Origin of the sequence: Paenibacillus sp. 22594 (genome assembly GCF_052044425.1) — a bacterium.
Taxonomy (GTDB): Bacteria; Bacillota; Bacilli; order Paenibacillales; family Paenibacillaceae; genus Paenibacillus_AQ.
The window spans coordinates 342,235-363,010 of the sequence record NZ_JBQENA010000007.1; the positions used below are offsets into that span (position 1 = coordinate 342,235).

The 20,776-nt window shown below is 43.1% G+C and carries 15 protein-coding genes; 6 read left to right on the forward strand and 9 right to left on the reverse strand.

All coding sequences use genetic code 11. The annotated features are described in order from the left end of the window. Nucleotides 1-25: 25 nt before the first annotated feature. From adhE to ACTJKB_RS22550, 3 genes are all read left to right on the forward strand, one after another. Complete coding sequence (adhE, locus tag ACTJKB_RS22540) at nucleotides 26-2,653, forward strand: bifunctional acetaldehyde-CoA/alcohol dehydrogenase (protein WP_440836603.1); 2,628 nt, start codon at nucleotides 26-28, stop codon at nucleotides 2,651-2,653. A 1,117-nt stretch (nucleotides 2,654-3,770) separates the two neighbouring features. Next, the gene (locus ACTJKB_RS22545) at nucleotides 3,771-4,400 is read left to right on the forward strand and encodes a hypothetical protein (protein ID WP_440836604.1); all 630 of its coding nucleotides are present in this window, start codon (nucleotides 3,771-3,773) and stop codon (nucleotides 4,398-4,400) included. A 75-nt stretch (nucleotides 4,401-4,475) separates the two neighbouring features. Then, nucleotides 4,476-5,264: a hypothetical protein gene (locus ACTJKB_RS22550; protein WP_440836605.1), complete on the forward strand. Its 789-nt coding sequence runs from the start codon at nucleotides 4,476-4,478 to the stop codon at nucleotides 5,262-5,264. Nucleotides 5,265-6,413: 1,149 nt separating this feature from the next. On the opposite strand, the gene ACTJKB_RS22555 is transcribed toward ACTJKB_RS22550, so the two are convergent. Together ACTJKB_RS22555 and ACTJKB_RS22560 are read right to left on the reverse strand one after the other, a co-directional pair. Next, nucleotides 6,414-8,207, reverse strand: coding sequence for a response regulator (locus ACTJKB_RS22555; protein ID WP_440836671.1), 1,794 nt, complete (start codon nucleotides 8,205-8,207; stop codon nucleotides 6,414-6,416). 120 nt (nucleotides 8,208-8,327) lie between these two features. Continuing rightward, nucleotides 8,328-8,906, reverse strand: a complete 579-nt coding sequence (locus ACTJKB_RS22560; protein WP_440836606.1) for a sensor domain-containing protein — start codon at nucleotides 8,904-8,906, stop codon at nucleotides 8,328-8,330. Nucleotides 8,907-9,260: 354 nt separating this feature from the next. Here ACTJKB_RS22560 and ACTJKB_RS22565 point away from each other — a divergent pair, with 354 nt between their 5' ends. Continuing rightward, nucleotides 9,261-10,622, forward strand: coding sequence for an erythromycin esterase family protein (locus ACTJKB_RS22565; protein WP_440836607.1), 1,362 nt, complete (start codon nucleotides 9,261-9,263; stop codon nucleotides 10,620-10,622). A 22-nt stretch (nucleotides 10,623-10,644) separates the two neighbouring features. Here ACTJKB_RS22565 and ACTJKB_RS22570 read toward each other — a convergent pair whose 3' ends face one another. The 4 genes from ACTJKB_RS22570 to ACTJKB_RS22585 all read right to left on the reverse strand — a co-directional run bounded on the left by ACTJKB_RS22570 (nucleotide 10,645) and on the right by ACTJKB_RS22585 (nucleotide 13,333). Next, on the reverse strand, nucleotides 10,645-11,418 hold the full coding sequence (locus tag ACTJKB_RS22570; RefSeq protein ID WP_440836608.1) for a MerR family transcriptional regulator: 774 nt from the start codon (nucleotides 11,416-11,418) through the stop codon (nucleotides 10,645-10,647). A 9-nt stretch (nucleotides 11,419-11,427) separates the two neighbouring features. After that, complete coding sequence (locus tag ACTJKB_RS22575) at nucleotides 11,428-12,162, reverse strand: ABC transporter permease (RefSeq protein ID WP_440836609.1); 735 nt, start codon at nucleotides 12,160-12,162, stop codon at nucleotides 11,428-11,430. Continuing rightward, nucleotides 12,159-12,878 (reverse strand): ABC transporter ATP-binding protein, encoded by a 720-nt coding sequence (locus tag ACTJKB_RS22580; protein WP_440836610.1) that lies wholly within the window; start codon nucleotides 12,876-12,878, stop codon nucleotides 12,159-12,161. The genes ACTJKB_RS22575 and ACTJKB_RS22580 overlap by 4 nt, the downstream gene beginning before the upstream one ends. Nucleotides 12,879-12,979: 101 nt before the next feature. Next, complete coding sequence (locus tag ACTJKB_RS22585) at nucleotides 12,980-13,333, reverse strand: nitrous oxide-stimulated promoter family protein (RefSeq protein ID WP_440836611.1); 354 nt, start codon at nucleotides 13,331-13,333, stop codon at nucleotides 12,980-12,982. A gap of 515 nt (nucleotides 13,334-13,848) precedes the next feature. On the opposite strand from ACTJKB_RS22585, the gene ACTJKB_RS22590 reads away from it, so the two are divergent. After that, nucleotides 13,849-16,230 (forward strand): GH36-type glycosyl hydrolase domain-containing protein, encoded by a 2,382-nt coding sequence (locus ACTJKB_RS22590; RefSeq protein WP_440836612.1) that lies wholly within the window; start codon nucleotides 13,849-13,851, stop codon nucleotides 16,228-16,230. Between the two features lie 283 nt (nucleotides 16,231-16,513). On the opposite strand, the gene ACTJKB_RS22595 is transcribed toward ACTJKB_RS22590, so the two are convergent. After that, nucleotides 16,514-17,077: an RBBP9/YdeN family alpha/beta hydrolase gene (locus ACTJKB_RS22595; RefSeq protein WP_440836613.1), complete on the reverse strand. Its 564-nt coding sequence runs from the start codon at nucleotides 17,075-17,077 to the stop codon at nucleotides 16,514-16,516. A 554-nt stretch (nucleotides 17,078-17,631) separates the two neighbouring features. Between ACTJKB_RS22595 and ACTJKB_RS22600 the strand changes: the two genes are divergently transcribed. Next, nucleotides 17,632-18,444: a hypothetical protein gene (locus ACTJKB_RS22600; RefSeq protein ID WP_440836614.1), complete on the forward strand. Its 813-nt coding sequence runs from the start codon at nucleotides 17,632-17,634 to the stop codon at nucleotides 18,442-18,444. Between the two features lie 146 nt (nucleotides 18,445-18,590). Here ACTJKB_RS22600 and ACTJKB_RS22605 read toward each other — a convergent pair whose 3' ends face one another. After that, on the reverse strand, nucleotides 18,591-20,183 hold the full coding sequence (locus ACTJKB_RS22605) for a DUF4179 domain-containing protein (RefSeq protein WP_440836615.1): 1,593 nt from the start codon (nucleotides 20,181-20,183) through the stop codon (nucleotides 18,591-18,593). Next, complete coding sequence (locus ACTJKB_RS22610) at nucleotides 20,140-20,733, reverse strand: RNA polymerase sigma factor (protein WP_440836616.1); 594 nt, start codon at nucleotides 20,731-20,733, stop codon at nucleotides 20,140-20,142. Before ACTJKB_RS22610 ends, ACTJKB_RS22605 begins: the two co-directional genes overlap by 44 nt. Between the last annotated feature and the right edge of the window lie 43 nt (nucleotides 20,734-20,776).

Below are 20,776 nucleotides of genomic sequence, written 5' to 3' on the forward strand. Positions count from 1 at the left end.
AGTAGAACGTCAGGGAGGGAAAATGATGGCTGTTACAGAAAGCCAAGCAGGAGGCAACGAGAGCATCACAGATAAGAAGCTTACCGCACAAGATGAGGTCAACCGTCTGGTTACACGTGCCAAGGCTTCGCAAGAAGCCTACCTGTCCATGAATCAAGAGCAGATTGACCGCATTGTGCAAGCCATGGCACTCGCAGGACTGGACAAGCATATGCTGCTCGCCAAGATGGCAGTTGAAGAAACCGGGCGCGGCGTATACGAAGATAAAATCACGAAAAACCTTTTTGCCTCAGAATACATTTATAACAGCATCAAAAATAACAAAACCGTCGGGATTATTGAAGAAAATCTTTATGAAAATTTCCAGCGGGTAGCCGAACCGGTTGGCATTATAGCCGGTGTAACGCCTGTTACGAATCCGACCTCAACGACAATCTTTAAAACGCTGATCGCCACGAAGACGCGAAACCCCATCATTTTTGCTTTTCATCCGTCCGCGCAGAAATGCAGCAGCGAATCGGCAAAAACGCTGCTGGAGGCAGCAGTAGCAGAAGGAGCGCCGCCTCACTGTGTACAGTGGGTCGAGAATCCGTCGCTTGAAGCGACACAGCTGCTTATGAACCATCCGGATGTAGCTCTGGTCCTGGCCACGGGCGGCTCCGCCATGGTGAAGGCCGCCTATAGTACAGGCAAGCCGGCGCTTGGCGTCGGACCCGGAAATGTACCTTGTTTTATTGAAAAAACAGCCGACCTCAGACAAGCGGTCACCGATCTTATTCTCTCCAAAACATTCGATAACGGGATGATCTGTGCTTCCGAGCAAGCAGTCATCATTGAGGAACCAGTGTATGATCAGGTTCGCAAATTGTTGACAGACAACGGCTGCTATTTTTTAGATAAAACGGAAACAGAGGCTGTCTCGGGTTTGGTAATCACCGGGGAGAAATGTGCGGTCAATGGCGCTATTGTCGGTCAGCCCGCTTACAAAATTGCCGAGATGGCCGGTCTTCAGGTACATGTGAATACGAAAATTCTAGTCGCCGAATTGGAGGGCGTGGGAACGGACTTCCCGCTGTCCGCTGAGAAACTGAGCCCGGTTCTGGCCTGTTATAAGGTAACCTCTGCCGAACAAGGCATTGATCGTGCAGCGGAAATCGTCACTTTTGGCGGTCTGGGACACTCTTCTGTCATTCACTCTAAGGACAATAAAGTGATTGAGGCCTTCGCGGAAAGATTACAGACCGGACGTGTGATTGTCAATTCTCCTTCAACACAGGGGGCTATCGGCGATATTTACAACACCAATCTACCGTCACTCACCTTAGGCTGCGGATCCTACGGCAAAAACTCAACCACCTCCAATGTAACTGCAGTGAACCTGATCAATATCAAACGTGTCGCCTACCGGAGGGTAAATATGCAGTGGTTCAAAATTCCGCCTAGGATCTACTTTGAAAAAGGGTCCACACAGTATCTTGAGAAAATGCCTAACATCTCCAAGGTGCTTATTGTTACTGACGCCATGATGGTTAAGCTCGGATACGTGGAAAAAATCGAATATTACTTGAGAAAACGCGCTGAGCCTGTGTCTGTTGAAATTTTCGCCGATGTTGAGCCCGATCCGTCTGTAGAGACGGTTGAACGCGGAACCCGCATGATGGAAAACTTCCAGCCCGACTGCATCATAGCACTGGGAGGCGGCTCGCCTATGGACGCGGCGAAGGCGATGTGGCTCTTTTACGAATACCCGGATACCAGCTTCCATTCGCTAAAACAGAAGTTTCTGGACATCCGTAAACGGGTCTACAAATATCCGCGATTAGGTGTCAAAGCCCAATTCGTTGCGATCCCGACAACCTCAGGAACAGGCTCGGAGGTAACTTCATTTGCGGTAATCACAGATAAAAAAGACGGACATACTAAATATCCGCTTGCGGATTACGAACTGACGCCAGACGTGGCGATCATTGATCCGGAGCTTGTGTATTCCCTGCCAAAAGCGGCGGTCGCAGATACAGGAATGGATGTGCTGACGCATGCCATTGAAGCGTATGTTTCCGTCATGGCCAGTGACTATACCGATGGATTGGCACTGCATGCCATCAAGCTGGTATTCCAGTACCTGGAGAAATCCTTCCATACGGCGGACCCGCTTGCCCGTGAGAAAATGCATAATGCGTCAACGATTGCAGGCATGGCTTTCGCCAACGCCTTCCTTGGCATCAACCACAGCTTAGCGCATAAGTGGGGCGGTGAATATCATACGGCGCACGGACGGACGAACGCGATTCTGTTGCCGCATGTTATCCGGTATAATGCCCAGAAGCCGTCAAAATTCGCATCATTTCCGAAATATAACTATTTCATCGCCGATGAACGATATGCAGAAATCGCCAGAATACTGGGAATGGACGCCCGCACCACGGAAGAGGGAGTGAACAGCTTGATTATGGCTATCCGCAAGCTGAACCAATCCCTTGGCATTCCTGAGAAATTCCAGGATCTCGGCTTCGCCCCATCCGATTTCGAATCAAAAGTCGATTATCTGGCCGACCGCGCCTTCGAGGACCAATGCACAACAGCCAATCCCCGCATGCCGCTTGTCAAAGAACTTGCCGACATTTACCGGAATGCGTTCTACGGCAAATTTTAATACAATTGTTAAATAAGCCTCTCCTAAGAATGGTGGCATGATACAACCACCACCAAAGGAGAGGCTTTTTGTATGAGAGGCAACCAGCCAGAGCCAGCGCTCCTTAAATTCCATCTTATCGTCTGAAACTTCACCAGCGCACGTACGGCAAATAAGTTTCTACGAGTGTAGTCACAGTTTTGATATCACCTATATCCTATCTGCCCCTCTTGCAAGCCAATGCTTTGCTGCGGGGTATTTGCCATTAGGGTTTCATTCCGCATATTGTAATTTGGAAATCCCATACTCTTTTCTGGCTTATGACTAGGTCTATACGCTTATCATAGCGTTGGTGGATTAACAATCTGAGCTTTCCAGCATGTTTATACTCTTCATCGAGTTAGTTTAAACGAACTCCAATTCTTCTATGACATGCTGCCGATCCAACTGAACCATCTTAGATTTTGCTCGATTAGAGTACTCGAGTTATCCAGACCGCTGGAAAAGTAATTGCGTCCACTTCAATGCTTCATTGTTAGGGTACTCAATAAAGGCTGTATCGCGATCAATGCCCATAAGAAAAGCATCATGGTTTAGTCAATTGATATTTTCCTGGTCAACGTCGCCGGACCACATCGCAACTGGGAATACAATTAACTACAAGTGTATATTATTAAAATCCCGATTTTAAATGCTTGATTTCATCATCAGGAAACCCGAATGCACGGACTGAATGCTATATCGATACTAGCTCAAAAGCTGATTGTATAGTGGCTGAGAATCCTTATAAGGGGAAGCCCACGCTATCATTCCTGCCCTCATACGGATCCCTCTCCTAAATTTCCATACATATAATATTATAAATGATAAAAATATGTAAATTTCAGCCTACCACATTTCTTTAATGGTAAAGTTCCTCTTCGTCTTTGTTTTGGATTTAACATATGAAGCCGAGAGAGGACTTGCAGTCCAAAATCACATTTATCCAGTTTTACATCCTTTAAGATTTCCTCCTTTACTAATAATATCCATTATTATAAAAAATCTATTAAAAATAAAAATAGATGTATTTTTTTGGTTTATATGATATATTTGGAAATGGGTTGGCCAACCAAATATTACTAACGGAGTTGTTATCATGAAAAAAACAGCCAAAATCTTACTGGGAACATTGTTATTATCAAGTGCAATCTCCACATCTGCTTTTGCAGCATCAGAAGACACTGAGGTTACTGGACACTTTAGAGCACCTGTTGAAACACATGATGAAAATGGCAAGTTATACATTGATGGTATCCCCTACGCCTCCCAAGAAGAACTAGAACAGATCTCCGAGCCCTCTGTTAGTAATCGCATTTCATTATTAGCTCCACCTACAGACACCTGGATTATGGAGGGATCAGAGACATATTATTCAGGACAAGAGTTAGATACTTACAACAATGTCTCTGCGAGTAAAATTAAAATCACGCTTCAAACAACCTCTTCATTAACCGCAACATTAACTGGCAGCCTTGAATATGGGTTTTCTGCTGTTGCAAAAGCTTCCATGAGTTTAGCTGTAGGACAGACTTTTTCCAAAACATTTACTCAAGAGTTTACCACTGAAGGATATCATGTGTACTCTTTAAAAAGTGCTGTAAAAACCATTAAGCGTAATTATGTATATTACGATACTAAATGGATCAACGAAACTTTCCATTCATCTAGCGTTGATTTAAATGGAGGCTCAGAGTTTTGGTTCTGGTCTAACCCTATTTCTAAATAAATAGAATGAACATAGTGGTGGTCACTTTAAATAAAGTGGCCTCTTTTTTCATATTAAATAAGGATGTGTGCGCTATTGAAACGATTGCTTACTTTAATACCTCTAATTCTAATTCTAATTCTAACTGTGTCTTGCACTTCGCAGAAAAATATTACAAAAAAAGATCAGCTTGAAGATACTATTCTTAAAAAAATTCAATCTTATACTCTTAATGAATTAAATTATCTTCTGTTTGTAGAGAGTCCCGCAGCAGCAAATAAAAAAATCACACTTTTTCTACCCTATTCTGTAGACAATATGAATATTAAAAAAATTTCTCTTATTCAAGATAATGAGCAGGTCACCAATAAAACTACTGTTAATTCTCCTAACATTCTTGATAACAAGCTTTATTTCACTTTGAATGAATTTGTACCTTCTTTCAACAAGGCAAAACTAACCCTGGATAATGGAAAGACAGTTACAATTAATACGGGTCAATACAATTTACAAAAGTATGTATCACAAGAAAACGTACCCGAAAACAAACTTAAGTTCCTTGATTCAGGAAACTTCCAAAATAAATTAGGCAAACTCACTTATTCTGCTCAATTTAAATACAAAGAGAAAAGTGCGGAGCAAGATGTTGATATAATTCTTCCTGATGATTTAATTTCTCTACGTAAGACTATTGATTTTAAACAAGTCAGTGTTAGTGATACTTTAGCAACATTTAAATTGGGCCTGAGTTTTCCTAAGAGCGAGTTCACTAAACTGCATGTTGATTCCTTAACCTTTGAAGTATTATGGTTCCAGAAATATAGTGATAAGAATGCAGTGATTTTAATTGGATCCATTCCCGTTACATTAAATGATTACCAATAGCATAACACCCCTGTTCATTTCTAAAATGAATAGGAGATCTCCCCTTCTTCTCACCTACAGTCCAGCGATTTTTGTGTGGCAGAATTCTAGATAATGAGAATGGGATTTCGTCATGATTTGGTGACTTATCCGGCTACAACCGCCTCAAATGGGATTCGTGTGCCTCAGGACGTGCTTTTGCCCCTAGCTTCCTTCAGATTCCGCCTCACGGCGAACACCCTCGCTCTTCGCTAACGGTAGGCGCTTGCAGCCCCCGCTCGGGACTTTCACCCGTGAGATAACGCCCATGCTGGGCGTATAAAGCAAAAAAGACACCCCTAAAGGGCAATGTCATTAAGTTAAAGCGTAGAGCCAAAAATCATAAAAAAGAGCAGGTTATCGAAAAGATAGCCCGCTCTTTTTTGCAAAAAAAAGAAGAAGAAGACTTGAAAAGCAAATAAAAACGCGTGGCGGAGCCCCTTGAAACAACGAGAAATGAGGAGGAAACAGCCTATATAAGGAACTCTTGGAATCGCAGGGCTACAATGTATACACCGCAACCACTTCTGCTTTTGTCCAGCAGAGGAATAAAATCCTGCCCTCTACTGTAGAATTCTTGTTTCACAAATTCACACAAACCTACACAGATGTCAAGCGCTACCGAGGATATCGATTACTGGCCATTGACGGTTCGGATTTGCTTATCGCAACAGACCGGTCGGATGCGGACACCTATAAATGGAGGCTCCAGCCTTTTTGGCCTTTTTCAATAACCGTTGCAAATCTTCTCTTTGGGGCAGCATTAGAATAGCACCTCGCTCGGATTTTCAAATTTATTTTATAATATTTAAACACAATCCTTATGGTTAAATAATTCTTCGTATACGCCACTCAAGGTCTTCTTCATCCAAACCCCAGCCTATATCCTGACTGCTTTGCATCAACTCGTTGCATCGATCTACAAACTTGTCTTCTAATTCCCATATATCGCTCTCGCACCACAACCTTAGGACGGGAGGTGTAAAAAAACAATACCCGTGATGCGGATCTTTCTGGTACAGTTCACTGTACCATTTAGCTTTCATCCCCAACATGGAAAAGGGGGGGCCCAGCCATGAAACGGCTCTCTCAAATTCAGTTGTCTGTTCATTCCGTTTATTCCTTCGAGTTCTAGCTAATGATGATCCCGCTCTCCAATGCTTTCTGGACGGCTTCTTCCTTGTTGCGTACTCCTAGCTTAATATAGGCCGAGGAGGCGTAGTTTCTGACCGTGCCGTCCGACAAATACAGCTTGGACGCTATCGTCTTGTACCGGAATCCTTTGGCAACAAGCTGCAATATTTCTATTTCCCTGTTAGTCAGGTCATAGTCGTTGGTGGCTTTCAATGGCGTTGATTCGACGCTCTTATCGAGCTTCTTGAATATTTCATGGGACATCCCTCGATCGATTAATGTACCTCCTCTGTGAACAAGCCGGATGGTATCGGCCAGCTCTAACGGTTCGGCTGATTTTAGCAGGAAGCCGTCCGCACCACTGCGCAATAAGTCCAACGCTTGCTCCGCATCCTGAAACGTCGTGATAATCAAAACGCGAATATGCGGCCATTGCTGCTTGATCATTTTGGTTGCCTCGGCTCCATTCATGCGTGGCATATCCAAATCCATTAGCACTACGTGAGGCTGGAGGCGTCCGCACAGGTCGACGGCTTGTTCGCCATCCTCTGCCGAGCCGACTACCTTCAAGTCTTGGTACTTGTCGAGCAGCAACTGCAGACCTTCCCGAATAAAAGGTTGGTCGTCGACGATCATCAGCTGAATAAGGTCGTTCTCCATTTCCGCTTGCCGCGGCAACGTACAGGTGACAAGCGTACCCTCCCCTGGTTTCGTATAGACGAGCACTTGACCTTGCAAATTCATGGCCCGCTCCTTCATCGCGTTCATGCCGAAGCCCTCCTGCCATTCTTCCATCCCTCTTCCATTGTCGTGCACCTCCAGTCTTGTATCTTGGTGCCCAAATTGCAAAGAAACGGTGATATCCGTCGCCTGACCGTGACGAACTGCATTCGTAAGCGACTCCTGCAAGCAGCGAATGAATGCCATTTTCGCTTGTCGGGACAGTCGGGACTCCTCTCCGAACGCACGAAAGTTTACCTCGACCCGGGCATGCTCCTGAAATTCATCTCCAAGCTTTTGGAGAGACTGGACCAAGGAAAGCGACTGCTCTGAAGACTCCATTTGATGCAAGTAGCCCCTCACCTCCTCTATACTTTTGCGGCCCAACTCAAGCAAGGAATCCAGCCTCTGTATACCCTTTTCAGTAGCAAGCTCGGACCGGAACGCTTCCATTCCCATGATGATGGAAGTATATGCATGACCGACAGTATCGTGAAGCTCTCTCGACAGCCTGTTTCGTTCTTCTGCCAGCGTAATACGCTCGATTTGGGACATATATTGCTCAAGCACCGCGTTTTGCTTACGAATCGTTTCATTTTGCCGATGATTGACGGTCAATAAATGAAAAGCGAACCCCATCACATAAGCAAGTCCGTAGTAGATTACCATGATCCAATAGCTGTAATTTGGCGAAACAACATAAAAAATTCCGGGTATTATCAGGACCGTTGCAGGTGCCGTCCAATGATAGGACATACGAGCGCTATTCGCTGCGATCAGAAAGACGGATACAAGAAATGAAGGGAAAGCTTCTGGAAACAACGAGGTTAAATGTACGCATAGCCCGCCAAAGAGCAGTATCTCTGTGAATAAATAATATTTGTAGTTAAGCTGCAAGCAAACCCAGGGAATGAAGAAAGCGGCAATCTCCCAAAAAATAACGATCCCTAAAGGCAGTATTAGACCTTCCTGAAATCTGATCGTCGTAAGAATGAGCGAAACGCTAGTAATAAGGCGGAGCCCAAGCATAATCCAATCATACCAAAACCATTTTTTGATCATTTCCAGCAATTCCTTCAACCCCTAAGCAGCTATCTGTTTTTTTCCTATAGTATTATAACCCAAACCTTTGAACAGTGTGTAATTGGCTGTTTACGCTCCGTCACCTGCATAAAGGTCGGCCAAAAATAGCTATCGGTCAAGCTGTTGAATCATGGTTCGCGTATAGCCTCCGAATGTTTTCGCCAACCGGTCACCCAACTTGACGCTTATTGCGGCAAGCACCGCTCCCAGAACCATGATAAGGAGTGATTTCGCAAAAGTATCTACTTGCATGAAAATGACATTCATATCGATGTACCGATACAAAATTGGTGCTAACAGGAATGCAACCGGTGTTAAATAGAGAACGGCTACGCTGACGAGACTGACAAGTCCGATCACCAACTTCTGCATTAACCAAAAGACGGCGAGCCAATTGCGACGATCCGTTAGTTCTAATTTGGCATGAACCCAAATCGATGCGTCCTTTGTTATTTTTTTATCGTAAGGTGCTGTCGTAATATCTGTATAAATTTTCGTCTGCGTGCGTTCGAATTGGATGAAGGTTGTCGTAGTTCGCAATACTCGTGTAAATAGTGGAATACCGATTCCTATAAGTGAAAGACCTAAACTGAACGACAGAGCTACCATATAAAAGCAAAAATAAAACAGGCCTGTAACGAAAGTTAATAATAAAAAACAACCATTTTGGATGAAACCTGATTTCATAAGGCTCATCGCTCCTCTCCGTGAAATAGCGGTTTGTATGTTTGGCTTCTTCCGTCAACTACGGTTTACTATAGGTGAATCAGCTCCTCTTTAAAAAATAGGTTGGTGCGGTTGCTTACTGCCCGATACTAACCGCACAGCTGTCATTTCCACCAGTGACAACATGTCATCATTTTCTTTGTGATATGTTGGCGCTGATCAATACAAGCGAGCATTGCATGTCACATGAAATAGTGAAGATTTGTAACTAGCTTAAATGATTATGAGTGAATGACAATTGGACTACTGAAGACGCCCCCGTATGCTGGTATGCAGAAAGAGTCGTACTTCAAAAAAATCCAAGAGGTGAATACCATGAACAATAGAAGGAAAATGATTTACGGTGGAGTTGCCGTAATGCTAAGTACAGCGATTCTAACTACAGGTTGCAGTACAGGACCAGCTGAAAAGACGGATCAAATAGGAACAACCCAACCCGTTGAGACAGCTCAAATATCTCAAAACAGTATTGCAAAATCACTCCAATTGCAGGCGAAGCAGCTGAAGACGTCAGATCCAAAACAACCATTGGATGATTTAAAACCGCTAAAAGACATGATAGGAAATGCAAATTATGTTGGTTTGGGAGAGGCTACTCACGGAAGCTCGGAGATTTTTATGATGAAGCATCGCCTCGTGAAGTATTTGGTCACTGAGCTGGGATTCACCAATTTTGGGATTGAAGAGGATTGGGGCAACGGTTTAAAGCTGAACGAGTATATCCAAACGGGAAAAGGCGACCCTAGGGAGTTTTTGAAGCTGCTGTACCCAACGGATGAGATCGTCGCTATGGTAGAATGGATGCGGGAATACAACTCTGATCCTGTAAATAAAAAGAAAATTCAATTCATCGGACTCGACTTAAAAATGCTGGATCAAAGTGTCTTCGATAAAGTGATCAACTATGTAAAAGAGCATCATCCTGATTTGCTGCCCGAAGTCGAGCAAAGCTACAAAGAGTTATCATCGGCGGCAGGTAATCTACAGGAATACATGAAGCTGACTACTGAAGTGAAAGAAAAACATATGGCTAATGCGCAAAAAGTAGTCAAACTACTTGAAGACAAAACGAAGTCGAATAATGAGACGGATTCATACGAGCTAGCTTGGGTGAAAGAGACGGCTAAGGTGATAGAGAATTTTACGAAGATGGTGATTCCGGCGGACTATCCGAGCATAGTAAAGCTGCATGATCAGTATCTAGCCGAGCACGCTGTTTGGGCTCAAGAAAAATTGGGCGGCAAAACGATGATTTGGGGGCACAATGTTCACATCGCTAAAGGTGTTATCACCGAGAAGATGTATCCTAAAGTCGCCGGGGAGTTTCTGAAAGAACGTGTAGGTAATCAATATGTAGCCATTGGCTCCACCACCACAGAAGGTAAATTCACGGCATTTATATCACTCAGTGAACATAAGATTGGAGCGGATACCATTCAGAAGAACGAGAACAGCTCCAATCATATGCTTGGACAAGTTCATTACGATCAGTTCCTGTTAGATCTTCGCAAATTGAATGGAGCCGCGCAACAATGGGCAAAAGAAAAGCAGCCATTCTTGGATGGCGGTGCACAGATCATTCCTAACGTACCGCAATATGATGATGATGTTTCCCTTCAAGAGCAATTCGACATTTTGGTTCATATTCAAAAAACGACCCCTTCGCATATCAAGTAATCTGAAATAAAAGGACAATCCCTTAACTTGTTACCAGGATGGGGGGTTGTTTACGTTTGGTTTGCTTCAGTTTCGCCCTTAGTATCCCTATAAGCTCCTTTGCAGACTCAATGGCTTGTTCCAATGAATAGACTAATCGATCTGTCACTGAAATAATGTCTTCATGATCTTCTGGTGTGTCGAGCACTTTCTTAATATTAAGATTAGTCCACCTCATGTTCTCTGCTTGATTCATCAACCGAAGGATTGAACTTATCGAATAATGTGCCGTCCTTAAGGTCCGAATAATTTTCAGTCGTTTTATTTCATTTTCTGTATATGCCCGGGAGCCATTGGAAAGCCTATGGACTGTTATTAATCCATTGCGTTCCCAATTTCGAATCACTTCAGTGGAGAGATCCAGAACCCGAGCAGTCTCTTTGCGTGTATACGTTGGAGTAGGTGTAGACTTTATTCCACATATCCACTGTTCCGAAAGTTCAATAGCTTCTAGCGCCCGGTTATACTCTTTTTCTAGATGGGACAAATAGGCTTGTGCATATTCTAGTGCTTGAGTAAAATCTGCTTTACCGCTAGCTTCAACTATGGCTCTAGCCTTTGCCCGAATGAGCCCTTGAACAATTTCACAACGGAAAGCGATTCTAGCTATTTTTAGTTGAAATAAATGCAAGTCGGAATACATGCGGTAGCCGTTCACACCTCTCGGAACAGCAGAGATATACCCCCATTCTTCATAAATCCGAACAGTGTTGGGATGTACCCCGACAATTGCTGCAATTTCTTTGGTTTGGTACATCCCTCAACCCTACTTCCACTTAAAAAATTTGAATGACCCAATCAAGCTGATCACAGTAACAATGCCTAAAATCAAAAACGGCACTGTCATCCCCTCGGTTTCTCTGCCTGTACTTACCAGCTTTAATAAATGAATCCCATGTGACAGGGGTAATATATCCATTATCCATTGAACGAAGCGTGGCATCACTTCATATGGAATGGTCGCACCTGAGAACAATAACATCGTAAAGTACGCAATAGAACTCCACATATTAGCTGCTTTTTGATCAGGTACGACACTTCCAATTAAAGTGCCAATACTGTACATGGCTAAAATAACAAAGGCATACACGCTCAAAAATATAAGCCAGGATCCTACTATTTGATAATCAAAAAATAAATAATATACGAGAGTAACACCCATAAATGAAACAAGGGCAGAGGAAAGCTGAATGATACCTTGGGCAAATAAAATCTGTAAAGGTGATACCGGTGTCACTTGGAACCGTTTCAGAATACCCCGATGCCGATAATCAGCAATGGTTAATGGTAGCCCCATTACGCCCGTTGCAAGCACACCAATAGTGATAACGGCTGCGTAAGATAATTCAAAATTAGATGAACCTGCCGATGCATCTTTACTAAGCACGTAACCAAACAAAGCCGCCAAAATGACCGGAAAGCATATACCGAAAATTAAAATATCAATGCCTTTCCATACCAGCTTACCTTCTATTTTTAAGAGCGTAAACATTGTACTCATCCCCAGTATTCCTCCTCGCCGGCCAAAAATAAATATGCGTCTTCGAGCGTTGTTTTCCCGCTAACGACTAATGCTTCCTGAATGGTTCCATGAAAAACGGTTTGGCCCTCCCGCAGGATTAATATCTCATCACATAACGCTTCAACCTCATCCATGTAATGTGATGTTAATACAATCGCCAAACCATCTTCCTTCATCGTTGCGAGCTGCTTCCACAGCATACGACGTGCCTTTGTATCAAGCCCTGTTGTCAGTTCATCCAAAAACACAAGTTTCGGTTCTGGAATTAGGGCAAGGAGTACGGCCAGCCGCTGTCGCTCCCCACCAGAAAGTAATTTAACCAGTTGCTGTTCCTTATCTGCCAACCCAAAGGTTTGTAGTAAAGCAGATAAGTCAGCTGTTGTTTTATAGAGTGACCGCCATTGTTCACATGCGTCGGAAACGGTTAGCTTATCTTGAAAATTGGTTTCTTGAAACTGCACCCCAACTTGTTCAAATATCTCCTTTCGATTGCGTATTGGTGACTTACCAATGATAATAAGCTCATCATAAGTGCTCTTTTCAATACCAAGCACTGCAGCAATGGTTGAAGATTTCCCCGCCCCGTTCGCACCTAGTAATCCAAAGGCTTGCCCCGACTTTACTTCAAAGCTAATGTGATCGACAGCCTTTTTCTGACCGTATGTAACGGTTAAATTTCTAACCTGTAATACCATGTTCTAACCTCCTAAATAAGTCTTAGGACGTCAGTATAACAAATGGTCTATGGGGTGGTGTCTTATTGGAGGGTTTGAAACCACGCAACTTGCTAAGATAGCTATCGTGAAATTGATTTTCTTAACTTATCCGGTATTGGGATATGCCTTATCGACTCTAACGGATGATACAGCAGCATCCATGGACCTGAAAAACGCATAACCTCCTTGATTTTTTGACGGTAAACCGGTGTATAACAATGAATAGAACACTTCGCACAAGCCGTTTTCTCTTCACCGAATTTGCAGTGGGATAGTCTTTTCATAGCATACTCATTTAAGTTCTGACATTCGCCACAGAGCTCTTTTTTATGATGTTTTTTCTTACAATATATACGGATCATTTTTGAAACAATAACTTTTTCTTTGCGGATTTTAGGGCCATCTTTTAACTGCTGCTCTGCTTCTGTTCCCATATAATAAAGCCTCCTCGACTCTTAATTGGGCTGCTCGGGATCTGGTAACTTTATATAGTGAGTGGAATATTGTCTCTCCACTTAGCCGTTACCCGATTTCGAGAACCGTAGCGGATGTTTCGGACCCATTCCATTTCGATCAACCTCACATGATTTATATGATCCTATTTTAGCAGAATGATTTCACTATGAGCATAACTCTAAAATCTCACTTCACCGGAATCTCACTTCCATTTTGTTGAATGAATTTCCCGCTTGAATTAACCCTGCTACTGAATGAAGATAACGCCACATAAGCTTCTAAGAGTGTAACTATAGAGATAGCAATATTCATCTGAAGTGGAAAGGTGTATTACGCTAGAAAAAACACTCAATATTTTGTTGTTTTTTTCTTAAATATGGGGTTATAGACTAACTGAAACTATCTTATAATAAAATTGAGATTGGATATTATACCCATTTGTGAACGCGCGTTTACAAATGGTCAGTTAGCCACTTTAATAGGAGGAATGGTTATGCAATATGGTTGTTTTGATGAAAAGAACAAAGAATATCTCATTACAAAACCGAATACCCCTGCACCTTGGGCGAACTACCTCGGATCTCCGGAATACGGCGCCATCATTTCTGGAAACGCAGGAGGCTATAGCTTTGTAAAATCTGGAGCAAACGGGCGGCATATAAGGTACCACTTCAACTCCAAGGACGAACCGGGACGCTACATTTACGTGAGAGATCTGGAGAACGGGGATTATTGGTCCGGCTCCTGGCAGCCGGTGGGCAAAGATCTGGAACAGTACAAATCTGTGTGCCATCATGGAACCGGATACACGAACATCGTCTCGGATTATGACAACATTCATACAGAATCATTATATTACGTGCCGCTGAACAGATCCTATGAAGTATGGCGCATGAAGGTCCGCAATGATAGCTCCAAGGCACGCAAGCTGGCTCTGTTCGGGTTTGTTGAATTCACCAACAATAACAACTACGAGCAGGATACCGTCAACCTTCAGTACACACTGTTTATTTCACGGACCTATTATAAAAATAATATGATCCTTCAGTCCATCAATGAAAATGTTCCCGAGGATCAGAGTTGGAGATTCTTCGGCGCCGCAGGCGCGGAAGTTACTGGTTACGACGGCGACCGGGATACCTTCCTGGGTGATTACCGCAGCTACGGAAATCCGTCCTCTGTTGAAAACGGTCAATGCGCCAACTCGCTGAACTATAATACCAACTCCTGTGGTGCCTTGCAGATCAACGTAGATTTGCAGCCGGGAGAAGAGAAGGAAATCGCATTTTTACTGGGACAGTATGATGAGCGAGGTGCGTCCGAAATTCTCAACAGCTATAAGGATCTGTCCGTTATTGACAAGGAACTTGAAGAATTGAAGGCATTCTGGCACAGTAAGCTTAACCGCTTCCAGGTCCAGACACCAAGCGACAATCTGAACAACATGATCAACACTTGGAATGCATATCAATGCTTCATCACTTTCATCTGGTCACGTGCGGCCTCCTTCCAATACTCCGGTCTGCGTAACGGACTCGGCTATCGGGATACCGTGCAGGATATTCAAGGCATCATTCATCTGGACCATGAGATGGCTCTTGAGCGTTTGCGACTGATGATTTCTGCCCAAGTCTCCAACGGCGGTGGTCTTCCATTGGTAAAATTCGATCATAACCCGGGGTATGAGGGCACACCAGATGATCCGGAATACGTACGGGAGACCGGCCATCCCCATTATCGTGCCGATGACGCCTTATGGCTGTTCCCGACGGTCATCAAATACGTAAATGAAAGCGGCAACTGGGCCTTTATGGATGAAGTGATACCTTATTCAGATAAAGGTGAGGCCACTGTGTATGGGCATCTGCGCCAGGCCCTTCAATTTAGCCTTGACCGTATGGGTGCGCACGGTATGCCAGTCGGGCTTCATGCGGACTGGAACGATTGTCTGCGTCTTGGAGCCAAGGGTGAATCACTGTTCGTCGCCTTCCAACTGTATATGGCCTTCAAAGTGTTCATTGAAATCGCACAAAATAAGAGCAAGCCTAACGACGTAGCGTGGGCACAATGCCTGCTCGATGAGCTCGATGAAAACATTCAGAAGCATGCTTGGGAGAACAATCAGTTCGTCCGCGGGTTCACCGAAGACAACTATACCATTGGGTCCTGGGAGAACGATGAGGCAAAAATTTGGCTGAATCCGCAAAGCTGGGCCGTATTAAGCGGCGCTGCCCGCCCGGATCAGGCGAAGCTCTCTATGGACAAAGTGTACGAGAATCTGCGTACCGATTATGGCACCATGCTATTCTATCCGCCATTCCGGAAATATGGGTTGCCCGTAGCACGGATGGCCCTTTTCAACCCGTCAACCAAAGAAAATGCCGGCATCTTTAGCCAGCCGCAGGGATGGCTCATTCTGGCGGAAACGATGATCGGCAACGGTGAACGTGCGTTCGAGTATTTCTTGAACTGCAGCCCGGCTAGCATGAACGATAAAGCCGAAGTCCGCAAACTTGAGCCTTACGTACATGGTCAGTTCGTTGAGTCTAAAGATAGTCCCTATCAAGGCCGGGCACATGTCCACTGGCTCACCGGAACTGCCTCGACCGTAATGGTCTCTCTAGTGGAGGGCATCATGGGAGTACAACCGCAGATCGATGGCCTTCGGATCAATCCGTGCGTGCCCTCCGATTGGACAGACTTCTCCATGGTGCGGGAATTCCGCGGATTGAAGCTGAACATTCAGGTGGAGAACAAGAACAGCGTACAAAAAGGAGTTACCCATATCGTCATTAACGGTGAGGAAATTCAAGGTGACCTAATTCCTCTCACCAAAATGCAGGCAGAAAACACCGTACGGGTTATCATGGGGTAAGACGTAAAGAGCCATATTGTTCTCTCCCCACAACCGCAGGATGGGAGGTGTGAAATATCGGGTATTAACTTCTAAACCAGAGTCAGGCCTCCGGCCGATCCCCGAAGCTCTTTTTTATAGTTAAAAAACAGCGGCAGTCCAGGACTTTATTCTCGCGTCCAGGGTTGCCGCTGTTTGTATTATTGGATCAGTTTGGTCACTGACTTTATGAGTTCGTTTCAATGTTGAGCTATAACCTCTGATCAGAATCACTGATCATTAAGCACCTTGTTCGTCCACTCTTTCATAGTGTAACTTGCTGGTTTAAGCACACATCGAGAATCCACGGCCATGGACCGTAGCCCGCTTCTACGTTGATGTGACCCATTTTAGGCAACATAACGCAAGGGACCCCTAAATCTAAATATTGAGAAACATCTTCTACCGAACAATAAGGGTCTGTTGAGGATAAAACAAACAGCGTCTTTTCCGCCACCGTTGCAATCTCAGCCAAGTTTTCCGGTATAGGGAAAAACGTCATCACAGGCTCATATTTCAAAAATGGCGAAGGCGGTGCTACCAGAATCGCCCGCTGAATTTTTCGTTTCGGATGTGAAGTCGCATAGTGAAACCACATAATGCACGCTAAACTGTGAGCTACAACGATTACTTCTTCCTCCTGCGGAATTTCTTCAAGAACAGAAGATAAATAGTCAAGCCAAACATCCTTATCTGGCTGATCCTTGTCTGGAAAATCAGGAAAATAGACTTGTTCACCTTGCTTCACCAGCTCTTGATGTAACCATCTTTGCCAATGATCGGGCCCACTGCCGCCGACTCCATACAAAAGAAGAAAACTTCTACTCATGATAACCATACCTCCACAATAGTCGGATAAAATTATGATTGCATCCTTCTCGATTCTGCTAAACCTTGTATTCTTCTTGTTTTAGATAAATGTCATTATACAGTAATGCAAATTGAAATAATTCATATTTTACATGAGTAGATGCTCATGACATGTACACAAGTGGCCTCTCCCCCAACTTAACTTTAACCCAGTCAGTGAACTAATAAATAAAGGTTCCAGAATTGAACAAGAAACGGCTACCGAGAAGGGGATTGAGATTAGTACAATTCTCATCGCCGAAGGGAATTGTAATTATCACTGTTTACGTGGCGGCCAAAGCCTCCCGTCTCCGTATAGGCTCAGTGAAACCCACTGTATCTATTAACAGTAAGCCTCAAAAACCACATCATAGTAAGCTTAATAACCGCCACGTCTAGTCCAAACAACCGATAAAACGAAAAAAGACACCCTGAAAAGTGTCTTCACTGATACTCCATATGGAGCCGAAGCGTGGACGTGCAGAGCCACAATTCGGCGAAGTGTGATGATTTAGATTTAAGGAGAGTGTATTTATGAATCTCAAGAAATTAGGCCTGTCTCTAGTTATTGCATCATTTTTTATTGCTCCGACTAGTATTTATGCTGATTCTAATCAAGAGGAGGCTGATGTAATCAATACAATCCAAACATACTATACAGCCGAAAAAAATCATGACTTATCAACAATGCTCAATACTTCTACTGATAGCTATTTTCCAGATCAAGAGACAAAGGAATATTATTTAGGAGGACCATCAAAGCAACTGCTTTCCTTTGAAGTATCTGATGTGGAGAAACTATCTGATACCGAATACACAGCAAACATCGATGTTACTTATGATGACAACGTAGACTACCCTAAATATCCCATTCATGTTGTAAAAGAAGATAATAGCTGGCAGTTGAATCTAGAACAAGTCGCATTTCTTAAAGACAGTAATGACAATTGGTATTATGAAATTATAAACTCGCCTATCGATTCAATTAACAAAGTAACTGTATTTTCGACTATAAATACTGGTAGCTGGACCCTTCCAGGTGGAAGCTCTACGTACACTGGATCTGACTTCACCTATAATTCTCTCTACAACCTGACGATTAACGGTTGGCAGCAACCCGTTTCTGACTTCTCCCAGCAAGCCTATATTGAATATGACCTTATGCTTAAAACAGGAAGTAGTAGCTATAGTACGGCAAGTGCTTTATCTTACTACAGCACTGTTTACCAATCGGGGCAATGGTTCAATATGCAATTTAATAATGTTGTTAATGGCGCAACCTATAAGGTTTTAGTAAAGAATCTATCCTCCATTAGTTGCAACGGCGCATTCAATATTTATAATTAACTAATAGTTATATTTACGATAAAGCCTTTGTACAACCTTAGTTCCGATATCCTATCGAACTGAGGTTGTATTTTTGAGCCTATACTTTTGATCCAAAACGTTCGTAGAAAGCCAGCAGCATTATTATTAATGCTACTGGCTATTCCTTATCTCCAATATTTTATGGGTACGTTATTCTCCAATCCAGGAATTCTCTTTCCTTTTGGTAAGTCAAAGGACCACTCAACATTATTGTAATAACGATCAATAACATTACGCGAAAGAATCAATTTCTTAGGCGTATAAGATAAGCCCTTGATTATAAATTTCCCATTCAGATACTTGCTATTAAGGTCAATTGGCCCACGATATTCTATATTATATTTTTTACCTTCATCATCAACTGCCATCCATTGTTCAATCAGTGGGTTCACCGTATTATAATATTCACCTCTGACCTCCAGAACTCCAATCGGTGTTGTTTCATTCTGACCAGGCTCTTCAGAAAGACTAAACGATTTAAACCACATTTTATCGCCTGAACCGCTAAACATAGCACTTTCTTTTTTGAGTTCAAAAGGTGAAATAATTATCTTTTCATCGCTTGTTTCAGGAATTGAATATCCATCAAAAACCATTTTTATCTCTTGGGTGTCAAAGGGCATGTCAATAAATGTATACACCCAATGAATGCCTTTATCGGTTCGTACTGATGTTTCCCCAGCCAACATAGAAATTGAATCTGTTTCGTTTACTTTGGATATTGTTTCGCCATGTTCATTTTCAAAATGAAACATTAGTGTCTGTCTCTCTTCCATTTCTGTTGGAACTTTATTTATTTTTTGTTCGCCCAGTGATGTTGTGAATTCCAGTTTAACTCCACTAGGAGTATGAGTTAATTTGTCCATCTGTATAATCAATCCATCCGGTGTAACATATCGTCCAACCAATTTGTAAACATTCGTTAGAGCATCGGCTTTGGATAGATCCACGGCAAAGGAAAACCCCCAATCTCCTTCGTCTTGTCTAATCCGGTCAATTTGGCTTTCTACAGTAAGTATCGAGGAGTTCAATTCCCCCTTATAAATGTAGGTTAAAACATCAACTTTCTCATTGGTACCAAGAGGAGAGCGCAATAGACCTACCGAGTTTCCCGTCTCATCTTTAACGGTGATTTGTTCCGGATTAAATCCATTGAGAATTGCTTTGCCAAATCGGTCTGTAACTTTTAATGCAATAGTGAGTCTTGTCGCGTCTGCCGAAACTTCATTTACCTGTATCTTGTATCCATTATCACTAACACTTATGCTTGGGTTCTGAATAAGCCCTAGTTCTTTCGATTGAAGTAATCCCGGGTCAAGTACAGCATCAGACACAAACATTGAGCGTACGATTTCAGCTAATGATGGACTTGCATATATAAGCGATCCACACAATACGAGCAGTATAGCCGCTGCACTAGTCCATCGTTGTAAAGTTGTATAGCTTCTGCGAGCTGCTTTTTTTGGAGAATACATATCATTATGTACCTGCTCTCCAACGCCGGCTATATCCGTTTCTTGTAATACTTCCATAACCCTTTTGGTGAAAGAAGAAGGCAATGAAGCAGTAAATAGGGCATTAGACCAGTCCGTTTGTTCTCGCAGCAGCAGCTCGTAGGAATCCTTGCAAGAAGAGCAGCTTTCAATATGCTTCTCCAGTTTGTTCAGATCTCGATTAATAAGGGACTCTTCCATCTGTGTAATGCTCCAGCATTTCATTTAAATCGACTCCTTCCTTTAAAATCATTTTTTGAAGTCTTTTCTTAGCTCGATGCAAGCCATTTCTAATTTGGTTACTGCTCATTCCCGTGATTTTCTCCATTTCCTCATAGGTCAAATCATTTGTATATCGTAGCATTAGTATAAATTTGTAATTGTGTGGAAGCTTGTTGACCATACGGTTAAGTTCTGATTTATTTTCCTGATATATTACTTCATTTTCAGGATTAGGGAGCGTGCTCGGCAAATCAGAAGGGATTGCTTGATGTTCAAGCCTTTTTTGTCCCCGGTATCTTTCCTGTAGCGTACGTATTGCAATGGTATAGATCCATCCCGCAAAGCTACGGTCGGTATGATGGCTCCCAAGCATTCTATAAGCAGTTATAAAGGTTTCCTGTGTAATATCTTGGGCATCTTCAGGAGAGGCGCCCATTTTTAATAGAAGACCATATATTTTATTTTTATATTTGTCTACTAGGAAGGCATAGGCTTCCTTATTCCCTTTTATGATATCCTTAATTATGTTGAGTTCCGAATCATTAATATCCAATCTTTCTCCCCTCCTCTCTTGCTGTTCTGCTTCTAAGATGCAA

What these genes read in the sequence shown, in the direction of transcription:
- adhE (WP_440836603.1), top strand. Translation starts at nt 26, where the DNA reads ATGGCTGTTACAGAAAGCCAAGCAGGAGGCAACGAGAGCATCACAGAT.
- ACTJKB_RS22545 (WP_440836604.1), top strand. Translation starts at nt 3,771, where the DNA reads ATGAAAAAAACAGCCAAAATCTTACTGGGAACATTGTTATTATCAAGT.
- ACTJKB_RS22560 (WP_440836606.1), bottom strand. Translation starts at nt 8,906, where the DNA reads ATGAAATCAGGTTTCATCCAAAATGGTTGTTTTTTATTATTAACTTTC.
- ACTJKB_RS22565 (WP_440836607.1), top strand. Translation starts at nt 9,261, where the DNA reads ATGAACAATAGAAGGAAAATGATTTACGGTGGAGTTGCCGTAATGCTA.
- ACTJKB_RS22570 (WP_440836608.1), bottom strand. Translation starts at nt 11,418, where the DNA reads ATGTACCAAACCAAAGAAATTGCAGCAATTGTCGGGGTACATCCCAAC.
- ACTJKB_RS22575 (WP_440836609.1), bottom strand. Translation starts at nt 12,162, where the DNA reads ATGAGTACAATGTTTACGCTCTTAAAAATAGAAGGTAAGCTGGTATGG.
- ACTJKB_RS22580 (WP_440836610.1), bottom strand. Translation starts at nt 12,878, where the DNA reads ATGGTATTACAGGTTAGAAATTTAACCGTTACATACGGTCAGAAAAAG.
- ACTJKB_RS22585 (WP_440836611.1), bottom strand. Translation starts at nt 13,333, where the DNA reads ATGGGAACAGAAGCAGAGCAGCAGTTAAAAGATGGCCCTAAAATCCGC.
- ACTJKB_RS22590 (WP_440836612.1), top strand. Translation starts at nt 13,849, where the DNA reads ATGCAATATGGTTGTTTTGATGAAAAGAACAAAGAATATCTCATTACA.
- ACTJKB_RS22595 (WP_440836613.1), bottom strand. Translation starts at nt 17,077, where the DNA reads ATGAGTAGAAGTTTTCTTCTTTTGTATGGAGTCGGCGGCAGTGGGCCC.
- ACTJKB_RS22600 (WP_440836614.1), top strand. Translation starts at nt 17,632, where the DNA reads ATGAATCTCAAGAAATTAGGCCTGTCTCTAGTTATTGCATCATTTTTT.
- ACTJKB_RS22605 (WP_440836615.1), bottom strand. Translation starts at nt 20,183, where the DNA reads ATGAAATGCTGGAGCATTACACAGATGGAAGAGTCCCTTATTAATCGA.